We start from the raw sequence: 17,320 nt of genomic DNA, 5'->3' as shown, positions 1-17,320 counted from the left end.
CAATACAAGCGTAGACACAAAAAAAGCGTCCCGCTAGCGGGACGCTTTTAGAAAGGTTAATTTTAGTGAGTTGCTGTTTTGCCGTTATATACAACACCTTGACGAGAATCAACAGTGATGATTTCACCGTCTTTTACAAGAGATGTTGCGTCTTTAGCGCCAACGATGACAGGAATGCCAAGGTTGATTCCAACAACTGCTGCGTGGCTAGTTAAGCCGCCTTCTTCGACAACAACTGCAGCACTTTTCTCGAATGCAGGAAGGATTTCTTTATCAGTTGTTTTAACGATTAAGATTCCGCCTTCTTCTGCTTTTTGAAGAGCTTCTGCATTGGATTTAGCAACTACTGCTTTACCAATAACTGATTTGCTACCAATACCTTGGCCTTTAACTACTTTTTCACCAATTAATTGGATTTTCATAACGTTTGTTGTTCCGCTTTCTGTAACTGGAACACCAGCAGTGATGATGATTAGGTCGCCTTGTTTCGCAACACCAGAAGCAAGAGATTCTTTTACTGCAAGGTCGAACATTTCGTCTGTATTGCTAACAGGAGTAGCTAGACGAGGATATACGCCCCAAGAAAGAGCTAATCCGCGATATACATGTTCGTTGAATGTTACAGCAACGATATGAGATTTTGGACGGTATTTAGAAATCATACGAGCTGTGTGACCACTTTGAGTCGCAGCAACGATAGTTTGAACGTTTAGGTTTTTCGCAGTATGACCAACTGCTTGACCGATAGCTTCTGTCATATCTGTATTTTCATGAAGTTTAAGTGCAAATTTATCTTGAGCAACTAGAACTTCCTCAGTACGAACAGCGATTTTCGCCATCATTTTAACTGCTTCTACTGGATAATCCCCAGCAGCTGTTTCACCGGATAACATAATAGCATCTGTTCCATCAAAAATCGCATTCGCTACGTCACTTGCTTCAGCGCGAGTTGGACGTGGGTTACGTTGCATGGAATCAAGCATTTGTGTAGCAGTAATAACAGGTTTACCAAGTTTATTACATTTTCTGATAAGTTCTTTTTGTACAATCGGAACTTCTTCAGCTGGAATTTCAACGCCTAGGTCACCACGAGCAACCATTAAGCCTTGAGATACTTGTAAGATTTCGTCGATGTTGTCAACGCCTTCTTGGTTTTCGATTTTAGGAATGATTTGTACGTGAGTTGCGTTATGCTCTTCTAAAATTTTAGTAATTTCAAGAACATCTGTAGCACGACGTACGAAAGATGCAGCGATAAAGTCAATACCTTGTTCTAAACCGAAGCGGATATCAGCAGCATCTTTTTCTGTGATTCCTGGTAGGTTGATAGAAACATTCGGTACGTTAACACCTTTTTTATTTTTAAGTACACCTGGGTTAAGTACTTTAGTTACTAGTTCGCGATTAGCTTCGTCTTTTTCGATTACTTCAAGACCGATTAAACCGTCATCAAGTAAAATGGAAGAACCAATTTCTACGTCATCATAAAGTTCTCCGTAAGTTACAGAGAATTTTTCTTTTGTTCCTTCAACAGGAGTCATAGATACACGTACAACGTCACCTGTTTGGAATTCTAATTTTCCGCCGACCATGTCGTTTGTACGGATTTCTGGACCTTTTGTATCAAGTAAGATAGCAACTTGTTTGCCAGTTTTTTTCGATGCTTCACGGATATTTACAATACGCGCACCGTGCTCTTCAAAATCTCCGTGAGAGAAATTAAGACGTGCAACGTTCATTCCTGCTTCGATCAACTGAACTAATGTGTCAACTGACTCACTTGCAGGACCAATTGTACAAACAATTTTCGTTTTTTTCATGTTATTACTCCTCCTAGAACTTAGCTATTCATTCGTATTCATTATAAACATATATTACCTATTTTACCAGTCACAACCTTGCAAAACAAGTAAGTTTGTGAATAAGAGCGCAATTGTGAAGCATGGTAACGATAACAAGAAAACGTTTTCCAGATTGTTACAGCATGCTTGATTAACAATTGACTTCTCTTTTTTCTCAAAGTCTATTTTTATACGTTACTAAAATTTTTCACAAAGAAAGGCTACCATGCTTTGTCATGGCAGCCAGCTCTTCAGCCGTTTTAAATCGACAAAATAGATGCAAGATCAAATAATTTTTGATCAAGAGTGTGTTTTTCTTTTAAAATTTCACCAATATTATTTTCGACAATTCTATTTTCACGGATTCCAACAGCTAATCCTCCGCGGTTTTCTAGCAATAATTCTACTGAGCGCGCACCAAGACGACTTGCAAGGACACGGTCAAATGCAGTTGGGCTACCACCACGTTGAACATGTCCAAGAACAGTTACACGTGCATGATAATCGCCATATTCAGCTAGTTGTTTGGCAAACTCGTTACCAGACATAACTCCTTCAGCAACTACAATAATACTATGTTTTTTACCACGTTCGCGACCTTTGTTTAAACGATCTACAACATCGTCCATGTTAAAGCTTTCTTCTGGAACGATGATAGCTTCAGCACCACCAGCAAGACCAGACCAAAGTGCGATGTCACCTGCGTCACGACCCATAACTTCAATAATGAAAGTACGTTCATGACTTGTCGCTGTATCGCGGATTTTATCAAGTGCATCAAGCACAGTGTTTAGCGCTGTATCAAAACCAATAGTAAAATCAGTTCCAGAAATATCATTATCAATTGTTCCTGGGATACCAATAGTTGGGAATCCACGTTTTGTAAGTGCTTCCGCGCCGTGATAAGAACCATCTCCACCGATAACAACTAAGCCATCGATTTGATGTTTTTTCAATTGTTCAATTCCTTTAAGTTGTCCTTCTTCTGTAGCGAATTCAGGATATCTTGCGGAATAAAGGAATGTCCCTCCGCGGTGAAGTAAATCACCAACAGAACCTAATTCTAATTTACGAATATCGCCATTGACTAGCCCTAAAAAGCCATAGTTAATACCGTAAACTTCAAGTCCTTCATAGATTGCTTTCCGTACAACAGCGCGAGTGGCTGCATTCATTCCTGGAGCGTCTCCTCCACTTGTTAAAATTGCAATTCGTTTCATTTTACTTACCACCTCAGACAATGATATTGTTTTTCATCACATGTGTTTATTCTACATGAAAAAAGGTCAAATGAAAAGCTCCAACAGAACACTTTTTTAAAGCGTAACCGCTTGCACATGCGCTTTTTTATATCGGTCTATTCCATTTCACCCGCAAAATGGCTTTCTAACTAAATAACGCTTTAATTGGTCTATACTTGTGAACTTATAAACTTTCTTTTCTACATTACTATATAAAAAGAAGATGATTCCCTAAAAATAAGAGAATCATCTTCTTTTGGACTTTATAATGTTTCATAAACGCCGATTTTTTTGAATTTATCGTAACGTTGCTCAATTAGTTGCTCTTCAGAAAAGGCCATTAATGCATGAAGGGATTTCGTGATAGTTTTATTAATTTCTTCTGCTTGTGCTGCTAAATCGCGATGAGCACCGCCTTTTACTTCAGGAATAATCCCATCAGTAATACCTAGTTCGTATAAATCTCCTGCTGTGATTCGCATAGACTCCGCTGCTTTTTTGGCTAGACTTGCATCTTTCCATAAAATTGCTGCAGCACCTTCTGGTGAAATAACAGAGAAAACAGCATTCTCTAACATAAAAATTTGGTTACCAAGGCCAAGAGCTAACGCACCGCCACTTCCACCTTCACCAATAACAATAGAAATAATTGGTACTTTCATATCGCTCATTTCATAAAGGTTTCTAGCAATCGCTTCACTCTGACCACGTTCTTCTGCAGCGCGACCTGGATAAGCTCCTTTAGTATCAATGAAGCAAATAATTGGTCGACCAAATTTATCTGCCTGTTTCATTAAACGAAGCGCTTTGCGGAAGCCTTCAGGATGCGGCATACCAAAATTACGATGTAAATTATCTTTAGTATCTTTACCGCGTTGGTGACCAATAACTGTGACTGGAGTGCCTTTAAAAGTAGCAATTCCACCAACTATTGCAGCGTCATCTCCAAATGTCCGGTCGCCGTGAAGTTCCATAAAGTCTTCGAATAAAAGCGAGATATAATCAAGTGTTGTAGGTCGTTCTGGATGACGAGCCACTTGAAATTTGTCCCAAGCAGTCATATTACTATAAATGCTTGCTTCTAATTTAGCTAGACGCTTCTCCAACTTCTCGATTTCATTCGTTAAGTCTACATCTGATGTTTCATTGTATTCTTTTAAGTCTGCAATTTTACTTTTTAATTCTAAAATTGGTTTCTCAAATTCCATTTCATTCGCCATCAGATTCACCTCCAACTTCAGGTGTTTTCACATGGATTTTTAAAATAAAGCTTAATTTATTTTTTAAATCAAGGCGTGAAATACAGTCATCTAGTTGTCCATGTTTTAATAAGAATTCCGCTGTTTGGAAATCTTCTGGTAGTTCTTCACGAACAGTTTGCTCAATAACTCTTCGTCCTGCGAAACCAATAAGTGCGCCTGGTTCTGCAAAATTATAGTCTCCAAGTGATGCAAAACTAGCCGAAACACCACCTGTTGTTGGATGTGTCATCACAGTAATGACAAGACCACCGTGATTGCTAAACCGTTTAAATGCTGCAGAAGTTTTTGCCATTTGCATTAAGGAAAGCATTCCTTCCTGCATACGCGCGCCACCAGAAGCTGTGAAAATAACAAATGGTTTATTTGTTTTATCGGCTTCTTCTACCCCGCGAAGGATTTTTTCGCCAACTACTGACCCCATACTCGCCATTCTAAAGCGCGAGTCCATAACAGCAATCACAAGCGGATTACCGTCAATGGTAGCATGACCAGTAACAATCGCTTCATTCAAACCACTCTTCTGCTTATCTTTCTCAATTCGATCCATATAATTTTCAAAACCAAGTGGATTTGCCGTTGTTAAATTAGCATCAAGTTCTTCAAACGAACCTTCGTCAACTAACATATCAATTCTAGCTGTTGCTCCAATTGGATGGTGAAAACCACAATAATTACATACCATAAGATTCTTTTGCAATTCTTTGGTATACATTATTTTTTTGCATTCTGGACATTTTGTCATAATACCTTCTGGAACATCCGCTTTCGTCCCATCAGAAGGAATTGTGGCATATTTTCTCTTTTTTGGTTTTGTAAACAAGTCTCCTAGCAAGGATAACCCTCCCCATTTACGCTTTCTATTGTGGTTCATAACGATTTTAATGTTATATAAATGAAAAATGAATAAAGACGTGAAACATATTTCAACCGCATTTTCCCACAAGAAGACAAAATGCCAGTCTATCCGAATCAAAATGGACAGACTGCGCAGTATTGTTTTCCACGTTAAACTATAACATACTTTCTATAAATATAGAAAGTCTAAGATTACTTAAACACCACATTCTCTTTACCAAGCAACTCTACTAGCGCTTCTTGCAACTCATTTGACGGTTTAACTTGAATATTTTTTAGTTCCGTTGTTTGTTTAGTTATCGCTTGGTGAATAATGACTTTACTGTCTCCTTTATGACGCGCTAAAATCGGTTTTATTTGCTCCATTTGCAGTGATTCCGTGACTTTTAAAAATAGTCTTACCGGAGCTTTTATTTCTTTTAAGTCTTGGGCTTCATTGATAATTAATTGAAGTTCGCCATTCCTCGTATCTGCCTTCACTTTAAGAAAAAGAATTTCTCCTTTTTGAGCAAAATTCGCGTATTTTCGATAGCTTTCAGGAAACATAACTGCACTTAATTCCTTTGATTCATCACTAATAGTCAAAAAACACATCGTTTCACCTTTTTTAGTTCGAATTGATTTCACCTCATGAACATAGGCTGCAACTTGATAAATTTTCCCAGAGCTAACACTTGCTAGTCTTGTAATAGCAAGGTTTTGTAATTTATTTTGGTAATAAGATACGGGATGTGCCGAAACATATTGACCTGTATATAGTTTTTCTTTTTCTAGCTTTTCATCAATCGAAATTGGTGCGGTTTTCCGGTAACGTGGTTTCATTTTTTTCAAAAAATCGTCATCTTCTGCAAAAAGATTCATCCCTTTTGAATCTTCTCCGAGTAATGAAATGTATTGCAGTACTGCATCTATTGTTGCTAAAATAGTTGCCCGGTCTTCGCCAAATTCATCAAAACAACCAGAAAAAACAAGCGCTTCTAGAACAGTTTCTGAAAGCATTTTATGTGGCATTCTTTCACAAAAATCAAAGAAGTCTTTAAAAGGCGCTTTTTTTCGTTCATTGATGATTTCTAAAATAAATTTCGTTGGTACTTTTCGAATAACGCGGAAACTATAACGAATCGAGGTTTCGTTTTCCATTTGAAAGTAGTAATTACTATGATTAATGCTCGGTGCTAACATGTTGATACCGTAGTTCTTTGCTTCTGTGATATATTGAGAAATTTTGTCATCATTTCCAAAAACAGAACTAAGAAGTGATGACATAAATGCTGCTGGATAATGTGCTTTTAAATAGGCCAATTGAAAGGCGATTTTCGAGTAAGCAGCTGCGTGACTTCGGTTAAACCCATAGTTCGCGAATTGAACAATCATGTCATAAACTTGGTTAGCACTACTCTCTGAATAACCTTTACTTTTAGCTCCTTCAACAAAATGAATCCGCTGCTCGTTTAAAACATCCGCTTTTTTCTTGCTGACAGCTCGTCTTAATAAATCTGCTTCCCCAAGTGAAAAACCAGCCATTTGATTCGCTACTTGGATAATTTGTTCTTGGTATACGATAACGCCGTAAGTCACTTCTAAAATAGGTGCTAAATCTGGATGTGGGTATTGGATTTTTTCTTTCCCATGTTTTCTGGCAATGAAAGTATCAATTTGTTCCATTGGGCCTGGGCGATAAAGCGCATCCACGGCCACAACATCCTCAAAAGAAGTCGGCTTTAGTTTCCGAAGTACGCGGCGAATACCATCCGATTCAAATTGGAAAACACCTGTCGTGTCACCGGTTTGGAAGAGTTTTAAAGTTTTTTTATCTTCCAAAGAAATATCTGCTAAAGTTAATGGCGTTTCTCTATTATAATTAACTGATTTTAAAACACGATCTAATAAACTTAGATTTCTAAGTCCAAGAAAATCCATTTTAAGTAAGCCGATTTTTTCTAATTCCCCCATAGCAAACTGGGTCAATCTAGCATCGCCGCTACCTAATTGAAGCGCAACCTGTTCGACGAGTGGCTTATCGCTAATAACAATCCCGGCAGCATGCGTCGAAATGTGGCGCGGTAAACCTTCGAGTTGGCAAGCTACTTCCCATATCATTTCGTTTTCTTTGGAACTTTTAATATGATTTTCTAAGCGAGGACTTTCTTGTAAAGCTTTTTGTAAGGTAATGCCTAATTGACTCGGAATTAACTTCGACCATTCTGATAAAAGTACTGAATTTAAGCCAAAACTTCTAGCAGTATCACGAATCGCCGCTTTAGCCGCTAATGTTCCGAATGTGCCAATTTGGGCAACATGCGCCTCGCCGTATTTCGATACAACATAAGAAATTACTTCATCCCTGCGATTATCTGGAAAATCTAAATCAATATCAGGCATTGTTATTCGTTCTGGGTTTAAAAATCGTTCAAATAGCAAGTTATAACGAATTGGATCGACGTCGGTAATTCTAAGCGCATAGGAAACAAGCGATCCTGCTGCAGAACCCCGACCTGGTCCAGTTAAAATTCCTGCTTCTCGAGAATAACGTATAACATCCCAAACAATTAGAAAATAATCCGCAAATCCCATCTCCGTAATAACTTTTAGCTCATAATCTAGCCGTTCTTGGTATTCTTTTGCTAATAAATTCCGCTCTTTTAAGCCAGCATAAGCCGTTTCTCTTAAAACATCAGGTGCGTTTTGTTCTTCATTTAACGGAAATCTTGGCAATAAATGCTGATCTAAGGCAATTTCAACGTGGCAGCGTTCGGCTAATTTCTCTGTTTCGAGACATGCCTGTTTTTCAAAACCAGTTTGCCAGTCACGCTCCATTTCAGCTTGTGAAGTAAAATAATTCGGACCAGCGAGTGGTAATGTCGCCCAATCCACAGTCCGATTGTCACGTATCGCAGTCAAAACTTCTTTAGCCTGAGCATCTTTTGGCTCCATATATTGGACATCTTTCGTTGCAACAACAGGAGCCTTTTCTTCTGCTGAAAAAGCTTCTATTTTGGCAAAAAGACGTGGGTTTTCTTTTTGGGCTGATAAATAAACGGATTCTTTGCCAAAAATACTGACTAAGTTCTCGTAAACTTCTAGTGCCCCGTCGCGATTTTCTTCCATAAGAAGACGCTCTACTTCTCCTTTGGCGCCGGGTGAAATGGCAATTAAATTACTGCTGTACGCACGTAGCCAACTTTGTGGTAATTCGGGACCTTCTTCCCGCGTTTGAATGGCACTCGCGATTTTTAATAACTCATGATATCCAGCGGTTGATTCCGCAATTAATATCAACTCATATGAATTAATTGGATTTAAGTAACCTTGTATTGTTACCGTCATCCCAATAATTGGTTTTATATCCGCCGCTAAACATTTTTGATAAAACTCGACTACTCCGTAAAGTACATTTTTATCCGTAATTGCTAAGGCTGGATAATGGTATTCTTTTGCTTTAGCGATTAACTTATCGATTGATGCTGTACTAGAAAGCAAATCATAAGCACTCGCAACTTGTAAATGAACAAACCCCACTATCCTCTCTCCTTTCAAAACTCTCTTTTTCCATTATATCGGTTAAGCTAAAAAAAAGAAAGTGTGTTCGCGTTTTTATATAAAAAATAAAGCCAGTTAGTTAAACTGGCTTTATTTCTTATTTAGTTGCACAGATGCGCGCAAGTTTTGCTGTCATTTCTTTTATTTCTTCTTCATTATGAAGAGTCGCGCCAGAAGCGAGTGGATGTCCGCCGCCACCGTATTCTTTGGCTAGTTCATTAATAACTGGTCCTTTTGAACGTAACCGCGCTCTGAAAACCGGGCCTTCTTGAATGAACATAATCCACGCCTTAATTCCTTCCACATTTTCGATGCAAGATACAAGTGCGGAAGCGTCGCGCGGATCTACTTCAAACTCTCTCAAAAGCGTATCACTTAAATAAACGGTTGCAGCGCCATTTTCATCCATGACAAAGTTTTGCAAAATATACCCTGAAAGCTTCACCGTATTTTTTGGTAGCTCATATAATTCACGGTAAAGCGCCGGACGATCAAACGGAAATGTTACTAAATACGAAGATAGAAGTAAAGTTTCTTCTGTTGTACTTGGATACAAGAACCGTCCAGTATCACCAACAATTCCAGCATAGAGCAGTCTTGCAGCTGTTTCATTTAGAATTAACTCTTCTGAAAATGATTCCCAAAAAGCAGCAATCATTTCGCTACAAGAAGAGGCCGTCGTATCAACCCAAAGTAAATCACCGTAAGCATCGTCATTTGGATGGTGATCGATTTTGATTAGTGCTTTACCGAGGTTAAACCGCCCATCTGAAATCCGCTCTTGATTCGCGGTATCACACACAATTACAAGCGCATCCCTATATACTTCATCAGCTATTTCATCTACTGCACCTAGAAATTGGAGCGATACTTCATCATTTCCAACCGAGTAGACTTTTTTCTCAGGAAAACTAGCTCGAATAATTTCTGCAAGTCCCATTTGTGATCCGTATGCATCTGGGTCAGGTCGTACATGTCTATGCAAAATAATCGTTTCATATTGTTTTATTTGTTGTAAAATCTCACTTTTCATTGTTTCGCCTCTGTTTCTTTTTAACGTTCCATCATTTGACAAGCGACTATAGCTTTTCCGGTCAAAATCCCTTCTAAATAAAGCTCTACATCTAACTTCCCAGCTTTACGTCCCATTTCCAAAATTCGCGGTTTAATAACGATCGTCGCATCCATTTGAACAGGTTTTAGAAAATACATCGTTACATTTTCAATCGCCACATTGCGTTTTTTCATAGAAAATAGTTTTTGCTGCACAACTTCGCAGACCACTTGGGTAAATACACCATACGATAAAGTCCCAAGCGAATTGGTCATTTGTGGACTTACTTTAAATTCGTAATCTGCCTCTTCGCCCGTATCTGCTTTTTCGGAAAGTTGATTTGCAATCGTATCATCAATCGTTTCGCCGACTTGTGGTTGTTTTTGAATCATTTGCATGGATTTCAAAATGTCTTGTCTACTAACGATGCCGATTAAAGTTAAATCATCTTTGACAACGGGGATGACTTCGATACTTTCCCAGATCATCATATGTGCCACTGATGCAACACTCATTTTTGGACCAACAGTTAGTGGATTTTTAGTCATCACTCGTTCAATCGAAATGCTCGGATTTTTTTCTAAAATATCTTTACTCGTAACCATACCAGTTAGTCGCATCGCCCGATTTACGACAGGAAAACGACTATGCCCGGTTGCTTCTTCCATTTTGTGCCAATCTTCCACTTTATCTGATGTGGACAAATAAGCAGTTGTTTCAAGCGGCGTTAAAATGTCCTCTACGAAAACAACTTCTTTTTTAATCAATTGATCGTAAATCGCCCGGTTAATCATCGTCGCAACTGTAAAAGTATCATAAGACGTTGATAAAATTGGTAATTCCTTCTCATCTGCCAACTGTTTTACTTCGTCGTCCGTATCAAAACCACCAGTAATAAGTACCGCAGCACCGCGTTTTAAAGCAAGTTCATGTGCACTCACCCTATTTCCGACGATTAATAAGTTACCGGCATCCGTATAGCGTTCCATTGCCTCCACGGTCATCGCACCAATAACAAACTTATTGAGCGATTTATATAACCCAGCACGACCGCCAAGCACTTGTCCATCGATCATATTAACAATCTCAGCAAAAGTTAATTTCTCGATGCTATCTTTTTGTTTCCGCTCAATTCGAAGCGTACCTACTCGTTTAATAGTAGAAACAAATCCAATTATTTCCGCATCTTTAATTGCCCGGTAAGCAGTACCTTCACTTACTGACAGGTTTTTCGCGATTTTTCGCACAGATATTTTTTCGCCAACTGCAAGATTTTCAATGTATTTTAAAATCTGTTCATGTTTTGTGGCCACGACTCGTTCACCCATTCCTATTTTGTTAGATTTCGATACCTTCCCCAATTTCAAGTACTTTTCCGGAAATACCTTCATCAAGCGACGCAACAAATTGATGTGGATCTTGCTCAATCAACGGAAATGTATTGTAATGCATTGGAATAACTAGTTTTGCTTGTAAAAAACGTGCCGCAATCGCCGCGTCTTCTGGACCCATGGTAAAATTATCGCCAATCGGTAAGAACGCAACATCTAACGGATTTAATTCTCCAATTAATTTCATATCGGAAAACAAACCAGTATCTCCAGCAAAATAAATATTTTTACCTTCTATTGTAAAAACGATTCCTGTTGGAAAACCAAGGTTAATTATACGCCCATTACGCACTGTTTGCGAACCGTGAAAAGCTTGTGTCAACTTCACTTGTCCAAAATCAAACTGTCTTTTCCCACCAATATGCATTGGCGCAATGTTCTCAAGCCCATCTTCTACTGCTAAAAATGAAGCTAAATCTGCATTACAGATAACAGTTGCTCCTGAATTTTTAGCAATTTCAACTGTATCACCGACATGATCGTCATGCCCATGCGACAGAACGATAAAATCTGGCATTTGCTCTTCTGCTTTTAAATCACATTTTTCATTACCAGAAATAAATGGATCAACTAGAATAGTCGTATTCCCAGTGATAATTTTAATACAAGACTGACCATGAAATGAAATCTTCATGTTAAAAAACTTCCTTCCTGATTAATTATTCTATGTGTATTATTGTACCACTATTATTATAAACTAATATATAACACCTCGTAAACTAGGAGGTGTTTATTACCAAAATATTTCCGTTGCATGTTATCATTGTAGAGAAATCAATTGGAAAGAAGGTACAAAAATGGAAAAAAATATTGATGTCTTACAAAACTGGCTAAAAGACCAAGGTGCCGAAGTGGCATTTATCACAGACCCAGAAAACATCGCTTATTTTTCAGGTTATCATAGTGAGCCTCATGAACGCGTGCTAGGGCTAGCTGTTTTCCCGGAAAGCGAACCGTTTTTATTCACGCCAGCACTTGAAGTAGAAGATGTACGCGGCGGCGATTGGTCCCACCAGGCATACGGTTATAACGATACCGAAAACCCATTCAAAATTATTGCAGATGAAATCAAAAAACGTGTAGCAAATCCAAGTAAATTTGCCATTGAGAAAAAACATATGAGTGTCGACCGTTACGAACAATTAGCAGGACTTTTCTCTGGCAGCTCATTCATTCCGATTGAACATAAAATTGAACAAATCCGCCTTATAAAAACAGAAGCAGAACTTAAAATTTTAAAAGAAGCTGCTTTATTAGCTGATTACGCTGTCCAAGTCGGTGTTGATGAAATCGCAGAAGGTAAAACAGAAGCAGAAATCGTTGCCAAAATCGAATATGAAATGAAGAAAAAAGGCGTTACAGCCATGTCATTTGATACGATGGTACTCACTGGTAAAAACGGCGCCCTACCACACGGAACTCCCGGAGAAACAAAAATCAAAAAAGGCGATTTAGTTTTATTTGATTTAGGAGTAGTTCATAAAGGTTATTGTTCAGATATTACGCGAACAGTTGCATTTGGCGATATTACTGATGAACAGAAAAAGATTTACGATACTGTTTTAGAAGCTCAAGTAGCTGCGGTTGATAAAGTAAAAGCTGGCATAAAAGCAAGCGAAATTGATTTAACTGCTAGAAATATTATTCGTGAAGCAGGGTTCGGCGATTATTTCCCACATCGTCTTGGTCACGGACTAGGAGCTAGTGTACACGAGTTCCCTTCCATTACAGAAACAAACAATATGGAACTGCAAGAAAATATGGTATTTACAATTGAACCAGGTATTTACGTTCCAGGAGTCGCTGGGGTTCGTATTGAAGATGATTTAGTTGTTACAAAAGATGGTGTTCAGGTACTAACTGAATTCCCTAAAACTTTACAAGTTATCAAATAACAAAAAAGCAAACTTCCACGTGGAAGTTTGCTTTTTTTATTAAATTAATTCTGCACTATTTGTATATGGTAAGTCGAGAGAATCCGAAACGGCTTTATACGTGATGTGACCTTGATACGTATTTAAACCACGTAACAAGTAAGGATCTTTTTTCACAGCCTCTTCTAATCCATCATTTGCAAGTTTTAATCCAAACGGTAAAGTAGCATTTGTTAGCGCTAGCGTAGATGTCCGCGGAACTGCTCCTGGCATGTTAGCAACTGCATAATGAAGCACTCCATATTTTTCATATGTTGGATCATCATGTGTGGAAACATGGTCGGTAGTTTCAAAAATTCCGCCTTGATCAATTGCAATATCAACAAGAACCGAGCCAGGAATCATCTGTTTAATAACATGTTCCTTAACTAATTTTGGTGCTTTTGCGCCTGGGATTAATACTGCTCCTATAACTAAATCCGCTTTTTTGACAGCTAATTCAATATTAAAATCATTCGACATTAAAGTTTGTACTTGGTTGCCGAAAATGTCATCCAATTGGCGAAGTCGTTTTAAATTCATATCTAGTATTGTAACATTAGCGCCAAGACCTACGGCAATTTTTGCTGCATTTGTTCCAGCGATTCCGCCGCCAATAATAACAACTTCACTTTTTTCAACGCCAGGAACACCACCAAGCAACACGCCCATGCCACCATTTGTTCTTTGTAAAAATTGTGCACCAATCTGAGCCGCCATTCTTCCTGCAACTTCACTCATCGGAGAAAGTAGTGGTAGTGTATGATCAGCAAGTTCTACTGTTTCATAAGCCACACTGTTTACTTTACTCTCTAGCAAAGCTTTCGCAAGAGTTGGTTCATTTGCTAAATGTAAATATGTGAAAAGTAATAAGCCTTCTTTAAAATATGTATACTCGGATGCAATGGGTTCTTTTACTTTTACAACCATATCTACGTCCCAAGCTTCTTTTGCTGTTTCGACAATTGTTGCCCCCGCTTGCACAAAATCAGCGTCTTGATAATTAGAGCCACTTCCCGCGCCTTTTTCCACGTATACAGTATGCCCTGCATTTACATAGGAAAAAACACTTGCCGGAGTCATTGCCACCCTATTCTCATTATTTTTTATCTCTTTTGGTACGCCGATCAACATCAAAATCACTCTCCTTGGTATAGGTATAATAGACTATAAAAGATTTTCTACACCCCCATGCTAACACAATATACCTAAATTGTAAAAAATTAACTAACTTAAATTTAAACAAAAGAATTATTACAAAAGTAAAGGATTTTCATGGTTTCTTAATTTATTTTCCAATTTATGGTTCTTTTAGGAAAAAAAGGGTAAAATATAAATATAGTAGATACATATTTTGATTGGAGGAATTATTATGTTACAACAATACGAAAGAGTTTTAGTAGCAGTTGATGGATCCAAAGAAGCAGAAAGAGCTTTCCAAAAAGCAATACAAGTGGCTAATCGTAATGATGCTGCACTTGGTCTTGTACATGTTATTGATACACGTGCTTTCTCGTCCGTAGCCAATTATGATACAAGCATGGCTGACAAAGCGACTGAATATGCGGATGAATTACTTAGCGGCTATAAAGAAGATGCTTTAAAAGCAGGCGTAACTAAAGTAGAAAGCTATATCGAATACGGTTCGCCAAAAACAGCCATCACAAAAGAAGCAGCAAAAGCATTCCAAGCTGACTTAATTATGTGTGGTGCTACTGGTCTAAACGCTGTAGAACGTTTATTAATTGGTAGTGTATCTGAATATATTATTCGCCACTCCCCTTGTGATGTGCTTGTCGTTCGTAATGATGTTCCTGATTATAAAGAATAAAGCTAAATAAAAAAACTCGCTCTTGAAATTCAAGAGCGAGTTTTTTTATTTTAATGGTTTTGTTTAATTGTTTCTACATCACGAGCAATCATTAATTCTTCGTTTGTAGGAATGATGATAACTTTTACTGGGGAGTGCGGATAGTTAAGGAATCTTTCTTCTCCGCGCACTTGGTTAAGTGCTGGATCCCAGTATACGCCCATGAATTCAAGTCCACGAAGTACTTTTTCACGGATGTATGAACTATTTTCACCGATACCAGCTGTGAAGATAATGGCATCTACACCATTCATGCGAGCTGCATAAGAACCAATGTATTTATGAATACGGTCAACGAAAACTTGAAGGGCAAGTTCTGCGCGGTCGTTTCCTTTTGCTGCTTCATCTTCTAAATCACGAAGATCGCTTGAAATACCAGATACGCCAAGCATACCAGATTCTTTGTTTAACACATCAAGTACTTGTTCTGCTGTTTTACCAGTTTTTTCCATGATGAAAGGAATAAGGGCTGGGTCAATGTTACCAGAACGAGTTCCCATAGAAACACCAGCTAGTGGTGTGAATCCCATGGAAGTATCCATTGATTTTCCGCCTTCGATTGCAGCGATACTAGCACCATTACCAAGGTGACAAGTAAGTAAACGTAACTCTTCTACAGGACGTCCTAGAAGTTCTGCAGCGCGTTCGGATACATATTTGTGACTTGTACCATGGAAACCGTATTTACGGATACCGTAGTCTTCATAGTAGCTATAAGGCAAGCTGTAAAGGTAGCTTGCTGGCGGCATTGTTTGGTGGAAAGCTGTATCAAAAACAGCTACCGAAACAACATCAGGTAAAATTTTGCGGAATGCTTTAATACCAGTAACGTTCGCTGGGTTGTGAAGCGGCGCAAGTTCAGATAAAGCTTCAATATCTTTAATTACTTGGTCATCAATATAAACGGATTCAGGGAATCTTTCTCCACCATGAACAACACGGTGACCAATTCCAGTGATTTCATCGTAAGAACCGATAACTTTGTGATTAATTAATTTTTCAAGTAGCATTTGAACAGCAATTTCATGGTCAGGAATATCAATAACTTCTTTGATTTTTTCTCCGTCTACTGTAATTGTAAAAATAGAATCTTTCAAACCAATTCTTTCTACAATCCCTGCTGTGATAACACGTTCAGATGGCATATCATATAATTGGAATTTCAGTGAAGAACTTCCGGCGTTAATTGCAATCGTTTTTTCCATTTTGTTTTTGTCAATTCCTTCCATTATCGTTTCCTTTTGAACCAGTTCTCTATTTCAGCTAAAATCGGTGCAGTTACGCTCGGATCTGTTAGCGAAGAGAGATTGGCCAATAAAACTTCTTTTGGCGGCTTTACATCTACGTCCGCTTTTTGTAAAATCAAGATGCTTTTTCGTGCTTGTTCAGACTTAAACAGTGTTTCAGGCAATTTAATAATTCCCTCAATATGACCGTTTTTCTTGATAAACTTGTCCACCTTAGCAAAGTCACTAGTCCCAAACATTGCGTCAGGTACCAAGAAGAATAAATATCCTCCTGGCTTTGTGTAGCGCATTCCTTGTTCTATAAACAAGAAATGTGCAAATGAATGCCCTTCTTCACGGCAAAGTTCAAATGTTTTTGCATTTTCATCATCTGGATAGTAGCCAACTGGCAAATCACTAATTACGACATCTACTGGATCTACTAATAAATTAGCTAACCCATCTTGATGAAGTAAGGTCATTTTTTGTCGCTGTAAATCCGCGCCTACTAATGCAAGCGAAATAAGCAAATCATCTACATCCACACCACTCGCATGAACTTCTACATCGCCTTTTAGCTCTAGTTGGTTTATCACAGTAGTTAAAAGGTTCGCTGTTCCACAGGCTGGATCCAAAATAGAAATGTTTTTCTTTTTTTGAATCACTTTTTCAAGTAAGTATGCCACAATAAATCCGATCGAATCTGGTGTCATTTGGTGATTAACTTGAATACCATGTTTCATGCCTTTTAGTAGTGCTAACTGAAGACCTTTGCGTATTTCTTCATTTGAGAAATTTTCGAGTTCTATACTTTCATAGGACTCTTGTAATTTCAATTGTTTTTCAGAAGACAACTCTTCTTTTTGTAAAACTTCTTTTTGAAACAGATTTTCTCCTGTTTCATAAACCGCTTCCAAATAGCTTATTTCAAGCTCATTTTGCAAGATAATAGCTGTATTATCAAGCACTTGAAATAATTCTTGCGTTGCTTCATTTGCCAAAAGTAACACCTCGAATTTTTATCATTACTAACACCACCAAACATTATACAGTATTTCCAAAGAATGTGAAAGGATTTTCTGTAGTAAAATGTGAAATATCTGCTGGAAATATTTAATTAGGATTAG

At 38.1% G+C, this 17,320-nt stretch carries 13 protein-coding genes; 2 read left to right on the top strand and 11 right to left on the bottom strand.

Translation table 11 applies throughout. The features are described 5' to 3' along the window. Positions 1-62: 62 nt before the first annotated feature. The 8 genes from pyk to OC533_RS00585 form a co-directional block, all read right to left on the bottom strand. On the bottom strand, positions 63-1,820 hold the full coding sequence (pyk, locus tag OC533_RS00620; protein ID WP_003771992.1) for a pyruvate kinase: 1,758 nt from the start codon (positions 1,818-1,820) through the stop codon (positions 63-65). A gap of 281 nt (positions 1,821-2,101) precedes the next feature. Beyond that, positions 2,102-3,061 carry a 6-phosphofructokinase gene (pfkA, locus tag OC533_RS00615; RefSeq protein ID WP_003762450.1) on the bottom strand — a complete coding sequence of 320 codons (960 nt, stop codon included), beginning with the start codon at positions 3,059-3,061 and terminating at the stop codon, positions 2,102-2,104. Positions 3,062-3,345: 284 nt separating this feature from the next. Continuing rightward, the gene (locus OC533_RS00610) at positions 3,346-4,302 is read right to left on the bottom strand and encodes an acetyl-CoA carboxylase carboxyltransferase subunit alpha (protein ID WP_003771994.1); all 957 of its coding nucleotides are present in this window, start codon (positions 4,300-4,302) and stop codon (positions 3,346-3,348) included. Then, the gene (gene accD / locus OC533_RS00605) at positions 4,292-5,176 is read right to left on the bottom strand and encodes an acetyl-CoA carboxylase, carboxyltransferase subunit beta (protein WP_003767083.1); all 885 of its coding nucleotides are present in this window, start codon (positions 5,174-5,176) and stop codon (positions 4,292-4,294) included. The genes OC533_RS00610 and accD overlap by 11 nt, the downstream gene beginning before the upstream one ends. 215 nt (positions 5,177-5,391) lie before the next feature. Then, positions 5,392-8,718, bottom strand: coding sequence for a DNA polymerase III subunit alpha (gene dnaE, locus OC533_RS00600; protein ID WP_033838197.1), 3,327 nt, complete (start codon positions 8,716-8,718; stop codon positions 5,392-5,394). Positions 8,719-8,836: 118 nt separating this feature from the next. Beyond that, on the bottom strand, positions 8,837-9,772 hold the full coding sequence (locus OC533_RS00595; protein WP_194323475.1) for a DHH family phosphoesterase: 936 nt from the start codon (positions 9,770-9,772) through the stop codon (positions 8,837-8,839). 20 nt (positions 9,773-9,792) lie between these two features. Then, positions 9,793-11,106, bottom strand: coding sequence for a CBS-HotDog domain-containing transcription factor YtoI (gene ytoI / locus OC533_RS00590; RefSeq protein ID WP_010991612.1), 1,314 nt, complete (start codon positions 11,104-11,106; stop codon positions 9,793-9,795). 25 nt (positions 11,107-11,131) lie between these two features. Beyond that, positions 11,132-11,818: a metal-dependent hydrolase gene (locus tag OC533_RS00585; protein ID WP_070753003.1), complete on the bottom strand. Its 687-nt coding sequence runs from the start codon at positions 11,816-11,818 to the stop codon at positions 11,132-11,134. A gap of 163 nt (positions 11,819-11,981) precedes the next feature. Between OC533_RS00585 and OC533_RS00580 the strand changes: the two genes are divergently transcribed. Continuing rightward, complete coding sequence (locus tag OC533_RS00580) at positions 11,982-13,079, top strand: M24 family metallopeptidase (RefSeq protein WP_194323476.1); 1,098 nt, start codon at positions 11,982-11,984, stop codon at positions 13,077-13,079. A 39-nt stretch (positions 13,080-13,118) separates the two neighbouring features. On the opposite strand, the gene ald is transcribed toward OC533_RS00580, so the two are convergent. Then, a complete protein-coding gene (gene ald / locus OC533_RS00575) occupies positions 13,119-14,231 on the bottom strand; it encodes an alanine dehydrogenase (protein ID WP_003772007.1) in 1,113 nt (370 codons plus the stop codon). Between the two features lie 238 nt (positions 14,232-14,469). On the opposite strand from ald, the gene OC533_RS00570 reads away from it, so the two are divergent. Beyond that, a complete protein-coding gene (locus OC533_RS00570; RefSeq protein WP_003762459.1) occupies positions 14,470-14,928 on the top strand; it encodes a universal stress protein in 459 nt (152 codons plus the stop codon). Positions 14,929-14,978: 50 nt separating this feature from the next. Here OC533_RS00570 and OC533_RS00565 read toward each other — a convergent pair whose 3' ends face one another. Next, positions 14,979-16,172 (bottom strand): acetate kinase, encoded by a 1,194-nt coding sequence (locus OC533_RS00565; RefSeq protein WP_185334024.1) that lies wholly within the window; start codon positions 16,170-16,172, stop codon positions 14,979-14,981. 23 nt (positions 16,173-16,195) lie between these two features. Beyond that, positions 16,196-17,194: a class I SAM-dependent methyltransferase gene (locus tag OC533_RS00560; protein ID WP_045553083.1), complete on the bottom strand. Its 999-nt coding sequence runs from the start codon at positions 17,192-17,194 to the stop codon at positions 16,196-16,198. Positions 17,195-17,320 lie beyond the last annotated feature (126 nt).

The organism is Listeria sp. Marseille-Q6474, from assembly GCF_946902005.1.
GTDB lineage: Bacteria > Bacillota > Bacilli > Lactobacillales > Listeriaceae > Listeria > Listeria innocua.
This window is presented reverse-complemented; position numbering and strand designations above follow the sequence as displayed.